We start from the raw sequence: 17,215 nt of genomic DNA on the forward strand, positions 1-17,215 counted from the left end.
ATAAATCTAGGAGGAATAAAAAATGAAAAAAACACTGTCCGCATTACTGATCTGTGCAATGGCAGCATCTCTGGCTGCCTGTGGAAATTCCACAGCTACAACAACTACGACTGCAGCAGGAGAGGCAAAGGCAGAAACGGCAGCATCCAATGGTGGCGGTAATTACATTTTAAAGGTAAACACTGCATTAAGTGAGACCGACCCATTATTTGTGGCTTTAACAGATGTTTTCAAAAAGAACGTGGAAGAAAAAACAAATGGAGACATTCAGGTTGAGCTGTATTCCGGTAGCCAGCTCGGCAGCGATGAGGATGTGCTGGAGCAGGCGCTGGTTGGAGCAGGCGTAGGTGTTATCACAGACCCAGGCCGTCTGAGTAACTATGTTTATGATATTGGTGTGCTTCAGGCACCGTACATTGCAGAAAGCTACGATGAAGCATTACACCTGTTCGAGACAGAAACCTACAAAAAAATGAAAGAAGAAGTTGAAAACTGTGGTTTCCAGATTCTTTCCTTCAACTACTATCAGGGCGAGAGAGAACTCTTCACAAAGAACCCGGTTAAGACCCCGGCTGATTTAAAGGGTCAGAGAATCCGTTCTTCAGGATCCCAGGTAGTTACAAGCACTCTGGAAGCAATGGGAGCAAATACCTCCGTTCTTCCGTGGTCTGAATCCTATCAGGCATTACAGCAGCAGGTAATCGAGGGCGTTGAGGTACATCTGTCTGCAGCAGTCGGTTCTTCCATGCAGGAGGTTACCAAGTATCTGGCATTTACCGGACATCAGCAGCTTCTTACAGGTCTTGTGATCTCACAGGGCTGGTACGACAAGCTTCCGGAGGAATATAAGACCATTTTACAGGATGCCAGCTTTGAAGCAGGTAAAAACGCTTCTGAGAATGTAATCGCAAAGAACGACGAATACTTAAAGACTCTTACAGACGGTGGAATCGAAGTAGTAGAGTGCGACAAGGAAGCCTTCAAAGAGGCTTGCAACAAGGTTTACGACGAGCTGAAATATACAGAGATCAAGGAAGCGATTGATAAAGAACTTGGAAGATAAGGCTGTTTGCTATTAGGAGGGGTGACTATGTTAAAAACTTTAGAATCCGGTCTGAATAAGGTGGAAACCTGGTTAGTGTGCGCCGGACTTCTGATCCTGATTTTTACGGTGTTCGCAGCAGCAGTTTTGCGTTTCTTTGGAGTGGACATGTCAGTATCCACAGACCTGGCGCAGCTGGTATTTGCCTGGGTAAGCTTTATTGGTGCAGACCTGGCTATGAGAAAAGACAAACACATGGGCGTGGATATGCTGATCACCAGATTCCCGGTAAAGCTTCTCAATGCGATCTATCTGTTTAATTACCTGCTGATCTTATTCTTCTTACTGTTTGCAGTGCGTTATGGAATCAACTTATGTATTGTAAACGCGGCAAGAAAATACCAGACACTTTATATCAGCTATTCGTTTGCTACGGCAAGCTGCCCGGTTGGATGTGGCCTTATGTGCATCTCATCCATTAAGCACATTGTGCAGTATGTAAGAAACATCATCACGAATGATTACAGCAGTCTGACGAAAAAGGAGGTTGCAGCATGATCATCCTTGGAATTACATTTGTTGTTCTTTTAGCGATCGGACTTCCGGTGGCGTTTACAGTAGGTCTGTCAGCACTGTCCTTCTTTGTGACAGAGCAGGTTCCGGTACAGATCGTTGTACAGAAAATGGTCAGCAGTACCCAGTCCTTTTCCCTGCTGGCAGTTCCGTTCTTTGTATTAGCAGGAAACCTGATGAACGAAACGGGTATTACCTCCCGCCTGATCAAGTTCTGTAACCTGTTGACCGGTCATATGAGAGGAGGTCTTGCCCAGGTATCCGTGCTTCTTTCCTGCCTGATGGGCGGTATCTCCGGCTCTGCTACAGCAGATGCGGCTATGGAAAGCCGTATTTTAGGACCGGACATGGAAAAAAGAGGATATTCAAAAGGCTTTACCGCAGCAATCCTGGCTATGGGCGGTCTGATCACATCGACGATCCCGCCGTCCTTAGGGCTGATCCTTTATGGTGTTACCGGTGAGGTATCTATTGGACGTCTGTTCCTGGCTGGTATGATACCTGGAATTTTAATGACAGCAGCCCTTATGATCTCTGTAGCGTTTATTTCCAAAAAGAGAGATTATAAGCCGGAGCATGAAAGCTTTCCGAGCATGGGCGAGGTCCTGAAAGGACTTGTGGAAAATATCTGGGCATTGCTTTTCCCGGTTATCCTGATTGTAGGTATACGTTTTGGTATCTTCACACCGTCAGAGGCAGGTGCATTTGCGGTTGTGTACGCCCTGTTTGTTGGCTTATTCATTTACCGCGAGCTTACTATCAGTAAGCTGATGGAATGCCTTTCCACCACTGCAGTAGACCTGGCAGTTATCATGTTCATCATTATCTGTTCCAATGCATTCGGTTATGCCATTGTAACAGGACAGCTGCCGCAGACACTGGCCCGCATGATTACAGCGGTATCCGATAACAAGTATGTGATCCTGCTGATCGTAATGTTATTTGTATTCTTTGTAGGAATGTTTATGGAAGCAACCGCAAATGTATTGCTGCTGACTCCGATCTTCCTGCCGATCATCACATCCTATGGTTTCGATCCGGTACATTTTGGCGTAATGTACATGATCCTGATCACAATGGGAGGTATGACCCCGCCGATTGGTGTAACCATGTACACGACATGTTCGATTCTTGGTTGTCCGATCGAGGTATATACAAAGGAATCTATTCCGTTTGTAGCATCCATTATTGTGTTGCTGATCCTTTTGGCAGCATTCCCGCAGCTGGTACTGTTCCTGCCGAATCTGGTATATGGCGCAGCATAAATATAAAGAAGAAGGAGATTTGACATGAGATTATCATTTGATGAGATCCAGAGTGAGATCAAACGCGTATTCATGAAATACGGTTTAACTGAAGAAAAAGCAGATATCTGTGCAAGAATCCACACAGAATCTACCTATGATGGTATTTATTCACACGGAACCAACCGTGTTGCCCGTTTTGTAGATTATATCCAAAAGGGCTGGGTTGATGTAAACGCAGATCCGGTTATCGAAAAAGATTGCGGTGCTGTAAAGGTCATCAACGGAAATATGGGACCTGGTATTTTAAATGCACTTTATTCTGCTGACCGGGCAATGGAGATGGCAGATCAGTATGGTATTGGTATGGTCGGCTTAAAGAACACCACCCACTGGATGCGCGGAGGCACATACGGACTGTATGTTGCGAGAAAAGGCTATGTGGGCATCATGTGGACCAACACAGAGGCATGCATGCCGCCGTGGGGCGCAAAGGAGTGCCGTCTTGGTAATAACCCGTTTGTAATGGCATGCCCGGGTCCGGATGGTGGTCCGGCTTTACAGCTGGATATGGCAATCAGCCAGTATGCTTATGGAAAACTTCAGGTAACCCGTCTGGCAGGCAAGAAGCTTCCGTTCCCTGGCGGATTTGATAAGGATGGCAATATTACCGACGATCCTGGCGCAATTGAAGAATCCATGCGTATTATGCCGATCGGCTACTGGAAAGGCTCCAGCTTCTCCTTTATGTTAGACATTCTTGGATCAATTCTTTCTGATGGTGTTGGTGCGGTTGATCTGGATGCTTCTAAGAAAGGCTCTTGCGGCGGCTGTTCTCAGGTAATGATCGTAATCGATCCGAAGAAGATCACAGATGGAGATAAAATGAGTGAGACGATCCGCCGTGCGATCGAGTACTTAAAGAGTGCAGAGCTGGCAGAGCACAGCAACGGCATTATGGCACCTGGTGAAGACTATGTACAGTTTAACAAAGAGCATGATGAAAAGGGAATTTTCGTAGATGATTCTGTTTGGGCAGAAATTAAAGCTCTGTAAAAAGTAAGAGTACTCCCGGAATGACAGACTTTCAGCAATGGGAGCATGGATATTCCGGGAGTATCGTTATTTAGGAGGGATATCATGATCGTTGATCATATCAAAAACCGCAGCCGCTATGAGCACTGTCATAAAAATATCGCAGCCGCTTTGCAGTTTATTGCAGAACATGCAGATGATCCGGAATTAAAAGATGGAAGCTATCCGGTCATTCCGGATGAAGTGATCGTCCATGTCCTTACAAAGGAAACCCATGGAAGGGATGAAGCTAAGATGGAAATCCATAAGAACTTTATGGATATCCATTATATCATAAAGGGCGCAGAAAGCTGTGCGGTAGCACCGCTTGCACCGGAGCAGGACATCGCTTATGATCCGAATACAGATAACGCATTCTGGGATTGTAAAGATAGCTACAGTGTTGTGATCGGGGAAGGCGAATTTTATGCAGTCTGGCCGATGGAGCCTCATTGCCCATTGTGCAATACCGCAGAGGCACCAGAAACGATCCGGAAGATTATATGCAAAGTGAAAGTTGATTAGAGGTAGAACAGATGAAAGCAGTAAAGATTGTAAAACCAAATGATCTGCAGATCATTGATATGGAAAAACCGGTTCTGGATGAAAAAAACAACGTGTTGGTAAAAATCCGTGCAGCAGGCATTTGCGGATCTGATGTAGGAATTTATCATGGAAAAAATGCAGCAGCTACTTATCCGAGAGTAATCGGCCATGAAATGGTCGGAGATGTAGTAGAGGTTGGTGAAAATGCCACAAAATTCAAAGTGGGTGACCGTGTGATCATTGACCAGGTGACTGCCTGCGGACATTGCTATGCCTGCCGTAAGGGAAGACCAAATGTCTGTGCAAACCTTAAGGTGCGCGGCGTTCATATCGATGGTGGTTACAGGGAATTTATGGCAGTTCCGGAAAGTGACTGTTACCGTCTCCCGGATAGTCTCTCCTATGAGGATGCGGTTATGATCGAGCCGACCACCATTGCAGTACAGGCCTGCAGCCGTGCACAGATCGAATTTGAGGATAATGTTTTGATCATCGGTGCCGGTGCACTTGGAAACAGCATTTTACGTATTGCTCGTTTATACCATCCGCAGAACATTATCGTGGCCGATATCGAAGACGGAAAGCTGGAAGAGGCGTTAAAGCATGGTGCTACTTATGTTGTAAACAGCCGTACCGAGGATCTGGTAGAGAGAGTCCATGAAATCACAGATGGTTATGGACCTACCGTAGTGATCGATGCAGCCTGCTTTAAGGGAAGCTTCTTGACTGCCTGCCGCTGTGCCGGAAATGCCGGAAGAGTGATCACCATGGGCTTTAGTGTGGATCCGGATGATATCAACCAGTTTGTCATCACCTCTAAGGAGCTGGATGTAAGAGGCAGCCGCCTGCAGAATCGCAGATTCCAGACTGTGATCGATTTGGTTGAAAAGGGACAGGTAGATCTGAAGGGAAGCATCAGCCATAGATTTTATTTCCAGGATGCACAGAAAGCGTTTGATTTTAACGATACCCATGACCCATCTATCAGAAAAATTGTTCTGACGTTTGACGAATAAAAAAGTGGAGGAATGAAATTATGCCTATGCAAATGGGGTTTCGCTGGTATGGCGAAGGGAATGATATGATTTCCCTTTCCGATATCCGACAGATTCCCGGTGTGACCAGCATTGTCTGGGCTTTGCACGATAAGCAGCCGGGAGAAGTGTGGGAAAAGGAAGAAATCCGTAAAGTACAGAAACAGCTGGAACCATACGGATTTAATATGGATGTAGTAGAATCTGTAAATGTACACGATGATATCAAGATTGGTCTGCCTACCAGAGACAAGTATATTGCCAATTATATCCAGACGATCCGTAATCTGGCTGAATTTGGCGTAAAAGTAATCTGTTACAATTTCATGCCGGTATTTGACTGGACAAGAACGGATCTTTACCATCCGGTAGGAGACGGATCCACTGCAATGTTTTATGAGACCAGTAAGATTCATGAAGATCCGAAAGAAATGGCGGATTACATTTTGAAGAATGCAAATGGTCTTACCTTCCCGGGCTGGGAACCGGAGCGTATGGCAAAGCTGGATGAGCTTTTTGAAAAATACCGTCTGGTTACTAAAGAAAAACTCTGGGAGAATCTGAAATATTTTCTGGAGGCTTTAATGCCAGTCTGCAAAGAAACCGGAATTGTGATGGCAATTCACCAGGATGATCCGCCGTGGGATATTTTCGGACTTCCGAGACTGCTCGTAGATGAAGAATCCATTGACCGCTTTTTAAAAATGGTGGATGATCCACATAACTGTCTCACCCTTTGTTCCGGAAGCTTAAGCTCCAATCCAAAGAACTGCGTGTCTGATATCGTGCGGAAGCATTGCGACCGCATTGCATTTGCGCACATCCGCAATGTGCATCATTTCCCAAATGGTGACTTCATCGAAGCAAGCCACCGTGATTGCGATGGGGAAACCGGTATTCTGGATATTGTGAAGGCATATCATGACTGCGGATTCGAAGGCTATATCCGTCCGGACCATGGCCGCCAGTTGTGGACAGAGGGACCTGGCAATGTACGTCCTGGCTATGGTCTTTATGACAGGGCACTGGGAATTATGTATATCTGGGGAATCTGGGATATGCTGGAAAAACAGAAAAATGAGCAGGAGGGGAAGTAATCATGAAGCTTTCTGAACTGAAACATGAGGTGACTTCCGAATGGAAGGAAAAGGGATATGAATTACCTTCCTTTGATGTAGAGGCAGTTAGAAAAAAAACATATGAAAATCCGACCTGGGTACATTTTGGTGCCGGAAATATCTTCCGGGCTTTCCCGGCTGCTGTATTGCAGAAAGCGCTGGATTCCGGCAAGTATGACCGCGGCGTGGTAGTTGCGGAAGGCTTTGACTATGAGATCATTGATAAAGCTTACCGTCCGTATGATAACCTGAGCCTCTTAGTTGTCCTTAAGTCCGATGGAACGATCCAGAAACAGGTAATTGCTTCCGTGACAGAAAGTCTGAAAGCGGACAAGTGCTTTGCTGATGACTGGAAACGGTTGGAGGATATTTTTGAAAACCTGTCCTTGCAGATGATCAGTTTCACGATTACAGAAAAAGGATATTCTGTTTCTGATGCAGATCTCGAAAAAGGACTGAACCCGGGCCTGATCATGGGCAAGGTAACCGTTTTATTGTATAAACGTTTCCAGGCTGGAAAATACCCAATTACGGTTCAGAGCATGGATAATTGCAGCCATAATGGAGATAAAGTAAAGCAGGCTGTGACTGCTTATGCCAAGAAGTGGGAAAGCATGGGTCTGGTTCCGGCTGAATTCCTGGAGTATGTGCAGGATGAGAGAAAGGTATCCTATCCGTGGAGCATGATCGACAAAATCACCCCACGCCCGGATGAAAAGGTGAAAAAGCTTCTGAAAGAGGACGGCTTCGAGGATTGGGAAACCATCATTACCGATAAGAAGACCTATACGGCTCCTTTTGTAAATGCAGAAGAGACTGAATATCTGGTTATTGAAGATAACTATACCAATGGGCGTCCGCCGATGGAGTTAGGCGGAGTGCTTTACACAGACCGGGAAACTGTAGATAAGGTAGAACGGATGAAGGTGTGCACCTGCCTGAATCCACTTCATACAGCAATGTCCATTTATGGATGCATGCTGGGCTATAGCCTGATTTCGGAAGAAATGAAGGACGAGGATATCCGCGGACTTATCACGAAGCTTGGATACATTGAGGCAATGCCGGTTGTGATCGATCCAGGAGTATTAAAGCCGGCGGACTTTATCAAAGCAGTTTTAGAGCAGCGTCTGCCGAACCCGTTCATGCCGGATGCACCACAGCGTATTGCTACCGATACTTCCCAGAAGCTGCCGATCCGTTTTGGTGAAACGATCAAGGGATACCAGAAGGCAGGCCTGAAAACAGATGATCTGGTGCTGTTATCGTTGGTATTAGCAGGATATTCCAGATATCTGAAAGGGATCGATGATGAAGGAAAGAGCTTTGAGCCTTCTCCGGATCCGCTGTTAGAGGAATTGCAGTTCATCGTTGCCGGATTAGAAGTAAAAGAGGGCGAACAGGACTTCTCCTGCTTAAGAAAATTATACAGCAGAACCGATGTATTTGGTGTGGATCTCTATGAAGCTGGTATGGGAGAGCGCATTGAAGCAATGGCAGCAGAATTGTATGGCGGTGTTGGCGCTGTCCGGAAAACACTGCATAAATATGTAGCAGGCAGATAAGGTGACGGCTATGAAATCTTTTATGGATGAAGAATTTCTTCTGTCAACAGAAGCGGCAAGAAAGCTTTATCATGAGTATGCTGAGATAATGCCAATCATAGATTACCATTGCCATCTGAGCCCGCAGGAAATCTACGAGAACAGAAAGTACGAAAATATCACTCAGGCATGGCTTGGTGGAGACCATTACAAATGGCGTCTGATGCGGGCAAACGGAGTGGAAGAAAAATACATTACAGGAGATGCCTCCGACAGGGAAAAATTCCAGAAGTGGGCGAAAACTCTGGAAAAGGCAATCGGAAATCCACTGTATCACTGGAGCCATTTGGAATTAAAACGATATTTTGGCTATGATGGCTATTTGAATGGATATACAGCTGAGACGGTGTGGAATTTATGTAATGAACAGCTTCAGGCAGATGGAAGACGGCCAAGGGATCTCATAAAAATGTCTCATGTCAGACTTTTGTGTACTACAGATGATCCAGTCGATACGCTTGAATGGCATCAGAAAATAGAAGCTGATCCATCGTTTGATGTGCGTGTGCTTCCGGCATGGCGTCCGGAAAAGGCCATGAATCTTACCGGACCGGATTATCTGGATTATCTAGAAAAACTGGAAACGGTAGCTGGAGTCAAGATTGACAGTTTTGACAGTCTGATCTGTGCATTGAAGATCCGAATGGATTTTTTCGAGGCAAACGGATGCCGGATTTCGGATCACAGTCTGGATTATGTTATGTACCAGCCTGCCACGGAAGAAGAAGTGGAAGCTATTTTTGCAAAGAGGCTGGCGGGAGAAAATATCACTGGACAGGAGAAAAAGCAGTTTGAGACAGCTTTTATGCTTAGGATGGGCAGGGAATACCATAAAAAAGATTGGGTAATGCAGCTGCATTATGGCGTAAAGCGGGATGTGAACATCCGGATCTATGATAAGCTAGGGATAAACGTAGGAACAGACTGTATCAGCAATTACGCGCCTGCCGCAGAAATGGCAGATTACCTAAATGCTTTGGCCCAGACAGGAGAGCTGCCGAAAACAGTCTTATACTCCTTAAATCCGTCTGACAATGCAACGATTGGGTCCATAATGGGATGCTTTCAGGACGATAGCGCATTCGGAAAAATACAGCAGGGGAGTGCATGGTGGTTCAATGACCATAAATCCGGAATGATAGAACAGATGACATCTCTTGCTAATTCTGGTGTGCTGGGCAATTTTATTGGAATGCTGACTGATTCCCGGAGTTTTCTTTCCTATACAAGGCATGAATACTTTAGAAGGATCATGTGTGACCTGATCGGAGGTTGGGTAGAGAATGGAGAATACCCGGCAGATTATGAGGTTTTGGAAAAGATTGTAAAAGGAATTTCATATTATAATGCTGTCAGGTACTTTGGTTTTGAAAAACAATTAAGATAAATCCTGACATTGTGCAGCAGAAAGCAAAAAAAGAAAACGCCTCACCGGTGGACAAAACACCGGTGGGGCGCTTTCTTTTGGTTGCAACCCTAATTTTTAAGGTTTTTTGAAAATAGCCATATCCGGAAAAGAAAACGCAGCGGGTGTGATAGAGTGTAATGCATCAAAGGATTTCGTAAATAGTTTGATTTGTGATTGGTTTTGCCTTGTTTTCTTTTACAGAACAGGACTCTTTTCATCCGTTCATAAGGTTAATGCAAAAGATCGTTGTTTTATTGCATGGTCAGGAAAAAAGTTTGAAATTTTTTGTGGAAGCGTGAAAAAGTAAGGAGCCGGTCTGAAAAGAGGCAGTCTGAAGGAACCAGGGGCTGTGAAAAATCCAGAACGTGCAAGGAATCATAATGCTGGGACTGTATGGGAGATAAGTGTACACTTATAAGCACAACGAATAATATATATAAGTAAAAACTATAAATACTAATAAGCAGAAAAAACACGCTATTCTTCGACGAAAAATTAACAAATCGAAACGCAACTGAATTCTGACAAATTCCAGCCTGATTCCGGCAGAATCCCATTATTGAACGCTATAGGAAACATGTCGAAATATTCATGTTTTTTTACAAAAACAAGCGGCGGTTTCACTCTGCTAACATCGTTCGCGAATTAACAAAAATTTCGGCCAAAAACTGTGAATCTGACATGTTTTCAAAGGAAAAAACGATTGTTATATTGTATACAATATGTAATTTTTGATTGTCGTAAACCGCGAATTATGTTATACTGACCATGATGGCAAAACGAGAGATTTTGTCGATAGCAAGTTGAAAATGTATAGAAAGAGGGTAAAGGAAAATGGGATTGGCTACATTTAAAGGCGGCGTTCATCCTTACGAGGGTAAAGAACTGTCCGAGAGCAAGCCGGTACAGGTCCTGATGCCGAAGGGAGATCTGGTATTCCCGATGTCCCAGGGAATCGGCGCACCGGCGAACCCGCTGGTAAAGAAGGGCGACAGAGTCCTGGCTGGTCAGATCATCGGTGAAGCAGGCGGATTCATTTCTGCAAATGTCATCTGCTCCGTATCCGGTACTGTTAAGGCTGTAGAGCCGAGACGTGTTGCCAGCGGCGGCATGGTAAATTCCGTTGTAGTGGAAAATGATGGACTGTATGAGGCAGTAGAAGGCATGGGCGCAGACCGTGACCCGTCCACTCTGTCCAAGCAGGAAATCCGCGATATCGTAAAAGCAGCTGGTATCGTAGGTATGGGCGGCGCTGGTTTCCCGACCAACGTAAAGCTGTCTCCGAAGAACGAAGATGCAATCGAGTACATTCTCATCAATGGTGCAGAGTGTGAGCCGTATCTGACTTCTGACTATCGCTGCATGATGGAGGATCCGGAAAAAATCATCGGCGGTCTGAAAGTTATCCTTCAGCTGTTTGACAAGGCAAAGGGCGTGATCGGCATTGAGAACAACAAGCCGGAAGCAATCAAAAAGCTGAAAGAGTTAGTAAAAGACGAGCCGCGTATCGAGGTATGCGAGCTTCTGACCAAGTACCCGCAGGGTGGTGAGCGTTCCTTAATCTACGCAATCACCGGCAGAAAAGTAAACTCCTCCATGCTTCCTGCAGATGCAGGCTGCATCGTGGACAACATTGGTACTGTGATCGCTATTTATGATGCAGTATGCAAGACCACTCCTCTGATCGAGCGTGTATTCACCGTAACCGGTGACGCGATCGCAGATCCGAGAAACTTCCGTATTAAGATCGGAACCAACACCCAGGAACTGATCGAGGCAGCAGGCGGCTTCAAGTCCGAGCCGGAGAAGGTTATTTCCGGTGGTCCTATGATGGGCTTTGCTATGTTTGATTTAGACGTTCCGGTCATCAAGACCAACGGTTCCGTCCTGTGTATGACCAAAGACCAGGTGGCAGCAAGCGTGGAGACTCCGTGTATCCGCTGCGGTAAGTGCGTAAGCGCATGCCCGAGCCACATTGTTCCGGTTATGATGATGAAAGCAGCATTAAAGGGCGACTGCGATACCTTTGAGAAACTCAATGGTATGGAGTGTATGGAGTGCGGAAGCTGTACCTTCGTATGTCCGGCTAAACGTCCTCTGACCCAGGCTTTCAAGGAAATGAGAAAAACGGTTGCAGCAAACCGCAGAAAAAAAGCACAGGGGGGAAAGTAAACCATGGCTAAATTATTTAACGTATCCTCATCCCCGCATGTGCGGAGCGAGGAAACAACCCGCAGCATCATGATGGACGTGGCAATTGCCATGCTGCCGGCCACCGCTTTCGGTGTCTTCCAGTTCGGCCTGCATGCCCTGCTCGTGATCATTGCTACCGTATTTGCCTGTGTAGTCAGCGAGTACGTATTTGAGAAAGTAACCAAGAGAACCGTAACCATCAGTGATTTCAGTGCCGTTGTAACCGGTATGATCCTGGCATTAAACTGTCCGTCTGAGATTCCGTTATGGATCCCGATGCTGGGCGGTGTGTTCGCGATCGTGATCGTAAAACAGATCTACGGCGGCCTTGGCCAGAACTTCATGAACCCGGCACTGGCAGCAAGATGCTTCCTGCTGATCTCCTTCGCAGGCAAGATGTCTGCCTTCACCCTGGATGGCGTAACCACCGCAACTCCTCTGAACGTGATGAAGACTGCATGGAAGGCCGGCGAGTCCAATCTGGGCGTAGACCTTATGGCTATGTTCATCGGTAAGATCCCGGGAACCATCGGTGAGGTTTCTGTGGTAGCCCTGTTAATCGGCGCTGCTTACCTGGTATTTAAGAAAGTCATTTCCCTGCGCATTCCGTTAACCTACATCGTAACGGTCGCAGTATTCGTATTCATCTTCGGCAGACAGGATCTGAACTTTGTTCTGGCTCATATCTTCGGCGGCGGACTGATCTTCGGTGCATTCTTCATGGCAACCGATTATGTAACCAGCCCGATCACCCCGAAGGGACAGATCGTATTTGGTATTCTGCTTGGCGTGCTGACCGGAACATTCCGTCTGTTCGGTGGTTCCGCAGAGGGTGTTTCCTACGCAATCATCATCAGCAACCTGATGGTTCCGCTGATTGAGCGCTATACCCTTCCGGTGGCATTTGGAAAGGAGGGCAAAAAGGCATGAGTAAAGGTGGATTTATGAAGGATGCCGTAATCCTGTGTGCCATTACCCTTGTGGCAGGTGCATGTCTGGGCGGCGTTTATGAAATGACAAAGGATCCGATCGCTGCAGCAAACCAGGCAGCGAAAGAGGCTGCTTACCGTACCGTATTCCCGGATGCGGCTGGTTTTGAGGCTGCAGACCTTGCAGACAAGCTTCCGGCAGCAAATGAGACTATCGCAACCCTCGGATATGGCAACGTGTCTGTGGATGAAGCCGTTGAGGCAACCGATGCTTCCGGTTCTGTTGCAGGCTACGTAGTTACCGCTACTTCCAATGACGGTTACGGCGGTGCTGTTACCGTTTCTGTAGGTATCCAGTCTGACGGTACTGTAAACGGTATCGAATTTCTGACCCTGGCTGAGACTGCCGGTCTTGGTATGAATGCTCAGAAGCCTGAGTGGAAAGGTCAGTTTGCAGGCAAGAAGGCAGATGTATTCTCCGTTACCAAAGACGGTGCATCTTCCGATGATCAGATCAACGCAATCAGTGGTGCGACCATCACTTCAAAAGCAGTCACTGGTGCGGTGAATGCGGCAGTTTATTTTGTAGATAACTGCCTGGCACAGTAGGAGGTAGGAAGTCATGAATAAATGTATCGAACGTTTATACAACGGTATTATTAAAGAAAACCCGACCTTCGTCCTGATGCTTGGTATGTGTCCGACCCTGGCAGTAACCACCACCGCGATCAACGGTATCGGTATGGGACTGTCCACCACGGCGGTTCTGGTTTTCTCTAACCTTATTATTTCCGCACTGCGGAAGATTATTCCGGATCGTGTACGTATTCCGGCATACATCGTAATCGTAGCATCCCTGGTTACCATCGTTCAGCTGCTTTTACAGGCATATGTACCGAGCCTGTACAGCGCACTGGGTATCTACATCCCGCTGATCGTTGTTAACTGTATCATCCTGGGCCGTGCAGAGGCATATGCAGCAAAGAACGGCCCGATCGAGTCCGCATTCGATGGTATCGGTATGGGTCTTGGTTTTACCGTAGGCTTAACCTGTATCGCAATCGTGCGTGAGCTCATCGGCAGCGGCGCATTCTTCGGTATGGAGATCATTCCGGAGGATTTCCACGTAACCATCATCGGCCTGGCACCGGGTGCATTCTTTGTACTGGCCTGCCTGACCGCTCTGCAGAACAAATTCAAAGCTCCGAGTGCAACTAACGGTTCCGTGCCGCAGTCCACACTGGCATGCGGCGGCAACTGCGCATCATGCAGCGGTTCTGCATGTTCCTCTAACCACTCTGTCCTGGAAGAGAAAAAGGCAGAAGAGCTGAAGAAGGCAGAAGAGGCCAAGAAGGCGGCAGCTGCAGCAGCTCTGGCTAAGAAGCAGGCAGCAGAGGCAGCTAAGGCAGCAGCCGAGGCTGAAAAGAAAGACGAATAGGAGGGACAGGTTAGATGAAAGAGTTAATTTTAATTATTGTCGGATCTGCTCTGGTTAACAACATCATCCTGAGCCAGTTCCAGGGCCTGTGTCCGTTCCTTGGTGTTTCCAAGAAGGTTGACACCTCCATTGGTATGGGTGCAGCCGTTATCTTCGTAATTACGCTGGCAAGTATTGCTACGAACCTTGTATACGCTCTGGTGCTGGTTCCGCTGCACTTAGAGTACTTACAGACGATTGCCTTCATTCTGGTAATTGCAGCACTGGTACAGTTCGTTGAGATGTTCTTAAAGAAGAGCATGCCGAGCCTGTATTCTGCGCTGGGTGTATTCCTTCCGCTGATTACGACCAACTGTGCAGTTCTGGGTTCTGCCCTGACCAACGTACAGAAGGGTTATAACTTCATTTTCAGTGTAGCAAACGGACTTGGTACTGCGGTTGGTTTCACCGTCGCAATCGTACTGCTGGCAAGTATTCGTGAGAGTATTGAAGACAATGATATCCCATACAATTTCCAGGGTTCTCCGATCGTTCTGATTACCTCTGGTCTGATGGCGATTGCCTTCATGGGCTTCTCCGGACTGATTTAATGGGAGGTAACAGAATATGACAGGTTTGCTTTTAGCGGCAGTTGTCATCGGTGCCATCGGTATCATTATCGGTGTGCTGCTGGGAATTGCCAGTGAGAAGTTTAAGGTTGAAGTTGACGAAAAAGAAATCCTGGTGCGTGCAGAACTTCCGGGCAACAACTGTGGTGGTTGTGGTTTCCCGGGATGTGACGGTCTGGCTGCAGCAATTGCTGCAGGCACCGCTCCGGTTAACGGATGTCCGGTCGGCGGCGCTCCGGTAGCAGATAAGATCGCTGCTATCATGGGTGTTGAGAGCGGCAGCTCTGAAAAGAAGGTAGCTTTCGTAAAATGTAAAGGTACCTGCGATAAGACCAATGTAAAGTACAACTACTATGGAATTACCGATTGTTCCATGGTAACCGTAGCTCCGGGCTCCGGCGAAAAGGCATGTGCTTACGGCTGTATGGGCTATGGCTCCTGCGTGAAGGCATGTCAGTTTGACGCGATCCACGTAGTAGACGGTGTTGCAGTCGTTGACAAAGAGAAGTGCGTAGCCTGCGGCAAGTGTGTGGCTACCTGCCCGAAGGGCCTGATCGAGCTTGTTCCTTACAAGGCAGAGCATCTTGTACAGTGCTCTTCCCACGACAAGGGACCGGCTGTCAAGAAAGTCTGCACCGCTGGCTGTATCGGATGTACCCTGTGTACCAAACAGTGTGAGTTCGATGCTATCCATATGGAGAATAACGTGGCAGTCATCGATTACGAGAAGTGCACCAACTGCGGCAAGTGCGCAGCAAAGTGCCCGGCAAAGGTAATCCAGTAAGCTGCGGCGAATACGAAACATGATTGATAGAAGCTGTTTTCATTGCATAGTATGCGGTGAGAGCAGCTTCTTTTTATTGGGAAAAAGTTATTTTCATTTATCAGAATTTCGCGAAAACGAATAGTAAATAATAAGAATTAGTGATAGAATATAATTATCGTTTTAAAGTTGCAAAACTTTTTATTAAAAGGAGGGATTTTATGAATCTGGAGAAGCTATTTCATCTCGAGGAGAACCACACAGATGTCAGGACGGAAGTAATGGCCGGTATAACCACATTTATGACCATGGCCTATATCCTGGCCGTTAACCCGAGCATCCTAAGCGCGTCCGGCATGGACAGTGGTGCGGTGTTCACGGCAACCGCCCTTGCGTCCGCAATTGCAACCCTGCTTATGGCAGCACTTTCCAACTATCCGTTCGTACTGGCACCCGGCATGGGACTGAATGCCTATTTTGCCTACACGGTAGTTCTCTCCATGGGCTATACCTGGGAGATGGCACTGGCAGCCGTATTTGTGGAAGGTATCATTTTCCTGGCACTGTCCATGACCAACGTGCGTGAGCAGATCTTCAACTCTATTCCGATGAACTTAAAGTATGCGGTATCCGCAGGTATCGGCCTGTTTATCGCGTTCATTGGTCTGCAGAATGCCCACATTGTAGTGGACAGCGCGACTCTGGTTGGAATGTACTCCTTCAAGGCATCCGTTGCAAACGGTATGTTCTCCAGCGAAGGCATCACCGTGCTGCTGGCACTCATCGGTGTTCTGATCACCGGCGTACTTTTAGTAAAAGGCGTAAAGGGCAACATTCTCTGGGGCATCCTGATCACCTGGGCACTTGGTATTGTATGCCAGCTGACCGGACTGTACCAGATCAATCCTGAGGCCGGATTTTACAGCCTGCTTCCGGATTTCTCCAACGGAATTTCCATTCCGAGCCTGGCACCGACCTTCATGAAGATGGACTTCAGCCGTGTGGCTTCACTGGATTTCCTGGTAGTCATGTTCGCGTTCCTGTTCGTAGATATGTTTGATACCCTGGGAACCCTCATCGGTGTGGCATCCAAGGCCAATATGCTGGATGCGCAGGGCCGCCTGCCGCGTATCCGCGGCGCGCTGCTTTCCGACTCTGTAGGTACCGCAGTCGGCGCAGTTCTTGGTACCTCCACCACTACCACCTTTGTAGAGAGTGCGTCTGGCGTGGCAGAAGGCGGAAGAACCGGTTTAACCGCAGTGGTAGCAGCAATCCTGTTCGCACTGTCCCTGTTCCTGTCTCCGATCTTCCTGGCTATCCCGTCCTTTGCAACGGCACCGGCCCTGATCGTGGTAGGATTTTTGATGCTGACCTCTATCCTCAAGGTAAACTTCGAGGATTACACCGAGGCAATCCCGGCCTATGTGGCAGTGATCGCAATGCCGTTCATGTACAGCATCTCCGAGGGTATCGCAATGGGAATCATCTCCTATGTAGTGATCAATCTGGTAACCGGAAAGGCAAAGGAGAAGAATATCACGCCGCTGATGTATGTGCTGGCGGTGCTGTTTGTACTCAAATATATTCTGCTGTAAATAAAAATTTGAAGAATAGTCACGAAAGGTCCGAAGCAGGCCGGGG

General features: G+C 47.2%; 16 protein-coding genes. All 16 read left to right on the forward strand.

Translation table 11 applies throughout. The annotated features are described in order from the left end of the window. Positions 1 to 22 precede the first annotated feature (22 nt). The 16 genes from DWY84_RS13840 (at position 23) to DWY84_RS13915 (ending at position 17,169) form a co-directional block, all read left to right on the forward strand. Positions 23 to 1,063, forward strand: coding sequence for a C4-dicarboxylate TRAP transporter substrate-binding protein (locus tag DWY84_RS13840; protein ID WP_118533957.1), 1,041 nt, complete (start codon positions 23 to 25; stop codon positions 1,061 to 1,063). A 27-nt stretch (positions 1,064 to 1,090) separates the two neighbouring features. Then, positions 1,091 to 1,600 (forward strand): TRAP transporter small permease subunit, encoded by a 510-nt coding sequence (locus DWY84_RS13845; RefSeq protein ID WP_118533958.1) that lies wholly within the window; start codon positions 1,091 to 1,093, stop codon positions 1,598 to 1,600. Then, positions 1,597 to 2,880 (forward strand): TRAP transporter large permease, encoded by a 1,284-nt coding sequence (locus DWY84_RS13850; protein ID WP_118533959.1) that lies wholly within the window; start codon positions 1,597 to 1,599, stop codon positions 2,878 to 2,880. The genes DWY84_RS13845 and DWY84_RS13850 overlap by 4 nt, the downstream gene beginning before the upstream one ends. Positions 2,881 to 2,904: 24 nt before the next feature. Continuing rightward, complete coding sequence (gene yiaK / locus DWY84_RS13855; RefSeq protein ID WP_118533960.1) at positions 2,905 to 3,915, forward strand: 3-dehydro-L-gulonate 2-dehydrogenase; 1,011 nt, start codon at positions 2,905 to 2,907, stop codon at positions 3,913 to 3,915. A gap of 84 nt (positions 3,916 to 3,999) precedes the next feature. Then, positions 4,000 to 4,458, forward strand: a complete 459-nt coding sequence (locus DWY84_RS13860) for a YhcH/YjgK/YiaL family protein (RefSeq protein WP_178716290.1) — start codon at positions 4,000 to 4,002, stop codon at positions 4,456 to 4,458. A gap of 11 nt (positions 4,459 to 4,469) precedes the next feature. Next, entirely contained in the window at positions 4,470 to 5,495 is a 1,026-nt protein-coding gene (locus tag DWY84_RS13865; protein ID WP_118533962.1) for a zinc-binding alcohol dehydrogenase family protein, read from the forward strand. A gap of 20 nt (positions 5,496 to 5,515) precedes the next feature. Beyond that, positions 5,516 to 6,610: a mannonate dehydratase gene (gene uxuA / locus DWY84_RS13870; protein WP_118533963.1), complete on the forward strand. Its 1,095-nt coding sequence runs from the start codon at positions 5,516 to 5,518 to the stop codon at positions 6,608 to 6,610. Between the two features lie 2 nt (positions 6,611 to 6,612). Then, on the forward strand, positions 6,613 to 8,196 hold the full coding sequence (locus DWY84_RS13875; RefSeq protein ID WP_118533964.1) for a mannitol dehydrogenase family protein: 1,584 nt from the start codon (positions 6,613 to 6,615) through the stop codon (positions 8,194 to 8,196). Positions 8,197 to 8,206: 10 nt separating this feature from the next. Next, positions 8,207 to 9,622: a glucuronate isomerase gene (gene uxaC / locus DWY84_RS13880; RefSeq protein ID WP_118533974.1), complete on the forward strand. Its 1,416-nt coding sequence runs from the start codon at positions 8,207 to 8,209 to the stop codon at positions 9,620 to 9,622. A gap of 855 nt (positions 9,623 to 10,477) precedes the next feature. Continuing rightward, positions 10,478 to 11,815, forward strand: a complete 1,338-nt coding sequence (rsxC, locus tag DWY84_RS13885) for an electron transport complex subunit RsxC (protein WP_118533965.1) — start codon at positions 10,478 to 10,480, stop codon at positions 11,813 to 11,815. 3 nt (positions 11,816 to 11,818) lie between these two features. Next, the gene (locus DWY84_RS13890; protein ID WP_118533966.1) at positions 11,819 to 12,766 is read left to right on the forward strand and encodes an RnfABCDGE type electron transport complex subunit D; all 948 of its coding nucleotides are present in this window, start codon (positions 11,819 to 11,821) and stop codon (positions 12,764 to 12,766) included. Beyond that, on the forward strand, positions 12,763 to 13,374 hold the full coding sequence (locus DWY84_RS13895; protein ID WP_118533967.1) for an RnfABCDGE type electron transport complex subunit G: 612 nt from the start codon (positions 12,763 to 12,765) through the stop codon (positions 13,372 to 13,374). Before DWY84_RS13890 ends, DWY84_RS13895 begins: the two co-directional genes overlap by 4 nt. A gap of 13 nt (positions 13,375 to 13,387) precedes the next feature. After that, on the forward strand, positions 13,388 to 14,203 hold the full coding sequence (locus DWY84_RS13900) for an electron transport complex subunit E (RefSeq protein WP_118533968.1): 816 nt from the start codon (positions 13,388 to 13,390) through the stop codon (positions 14,201 to 14,203). 14 nt (positions 14,204 to 14,217) lie between these two features. Then, positions 14,218 to 14,793, forward strand: a complete 576-nt coding sequence (gene rsxA / locus DWY84_RS13905; protein WP_118533969.1) for an electron transport complex subunit RsxA — start codon at positions 14,218 to 14,220, stop codon at positions 14,791 to 14,793. A gap of 16 nt (positions 14,794 to 14,809) precedes the next feature. Further along, positions 14,810 to 15,595 carry an RnfABCDGE type electron transport complex subunit B gene (locus DWY84_RS13910; RefSeq protein ID WP_118533970.1) on the forward strand — a complete coding sequence of 262 codons (786 nt, stop codon included), beginning with the start codon at positions 14,810 to 14,812 and terminating at the stop codon, positions 15,593 to 15,595. A 200-nt stretch (positions 15,596 to 15,795) separates the two neighbouring features. After that, on the forward strand, positions 15,796 to 17,169 hold the full coding sequence (locus DWY84_RS13915) for an NCS2 family permease (protein ID WP_118533971.1): 1,374 nt from the start codon (positions 15,796 to 15,798) through the stop codon (positions 17,167 to 17,169). The last annotated feature ends 46 nt before the right edge of the window (positions 17,170 to 17,215 follow it).

Origin of the sequence: Clostridium sp. AF27-2AA (assembly GCF_003478505.1) — a bacterium.
Taxonomy (GTDB): domain Bacteria; phylum Bacillota; class Clostridia; order Lachnospirales; family Lachnospiraceae; genus Brotaphodocola.

Bases quoted from the DNA above. Each gene is read 5' to 3' on its own strand.
- rsxC (WP_118533965.1), top strand. From the start codon at position 10,478: ATGGGATTGGCTACATTTAAAGGCGGCGTTCATCCTTACGAGGGTAAA.
- DWY84_RS13875 (WP_118533964.1), top strand. From the start codon at position 6,613: ATGAAGCTTTCTGAACTGAAACATGAGGTGACTTCCGAATGGAAGGAA.
- rsxA (WP_118533969.1), top strand. From the start codon at position 14,218: ATGAAAGAGTTAATTTTAATTATTGTCGGATCTGCTCTGGTTAACAAC.
- DWY84_RS13915 (WP_118533971.1), top strand. From the start codon at position 15,796: ATGAATCTGGAGAAGCTATTTCATCTCGAGGAGAACCACACAGATGTC.
- DWY84_RS13845 (WP_118533958.1), top strand. From the start codon at position 1,091: ATGTTAAAAACTTTAGAATCCGGTCTGAATAAGGTGGAAACCTGGTTA.
- DWY84_RS13895 (WP_118533967.1), top strand. From the start codon at position 12,763: ATGAGTAAAGGTGGATTTATGAAGGATGCCGTAATCCTGTGTGCCATT.
- DWY84_RS13865 (WP_118533962.1), top strand. From the start codon at position 4,470: ATGAAAGCAGTAAAGATTGTAAAACCAAATGATCTGCAGATCATTGAT.
- yiaK (WP_118533960.1), top strand. From the start codon at position 2,905: ATGAGATTATCATTTGATGAGATCCAGAGTGAGATCAAACGCGTATTC.
- DWY84_RS13840 (WP_118533957.1), top strand. From the start codon at position 23: ATGAAAAAAACACTGTCCGCATTACTGATCTGTGCAATGGCAGCATCT.
- uxaC (WP_118533974.1), top strand. From the start codon at position 8,207: ATGAAATCTTTTATGGATGAAGAATTTCTTCTGTCAACAGAAGCGGCA.
- DWY84_RS13850 (WP_118533959.1), top strand. From the start codon at position 1,597: ATGATCATCCTTGGAATTACATTTGTTGTTCTTTTAGCGATCGGACTT.
- DWY84_RS13860 (WP_178716290.1), top strand. From the start codon at position 4,000: ATGATCGTTGATCATATCAAAAACCGCAGCCGCTATGAGCACTGTCAT.
- DWY84_RS13890 (WP_118533966.1), top strand. From the start codon at position 11,819: ATGGCTAAATTATTTAACGTATCCTCATCCCCGCATGTGCGGAGCGAG.
- DWY84_RS13910 (WP_118533970.1), top strand. From the start codon at position 14,810: ATGACAGGTTTGCTTTTAGCGGCAGTTGTCATCGGTGCCATCGGTATC.
- uxuA (WP_118533963.1), top strand. From the start codon at position 5,516: ATGCCTATGCAAATGGGGTTTCGCTGGTATGGCGAAGGGAATGATATG.
- DWY84_RS13900 (WP_118533968.1), top strand. From the start codon at position 13,388: ATGAATAAATGTATCGAACGTTTATACAACGGTATTATTAAAGAAAAC.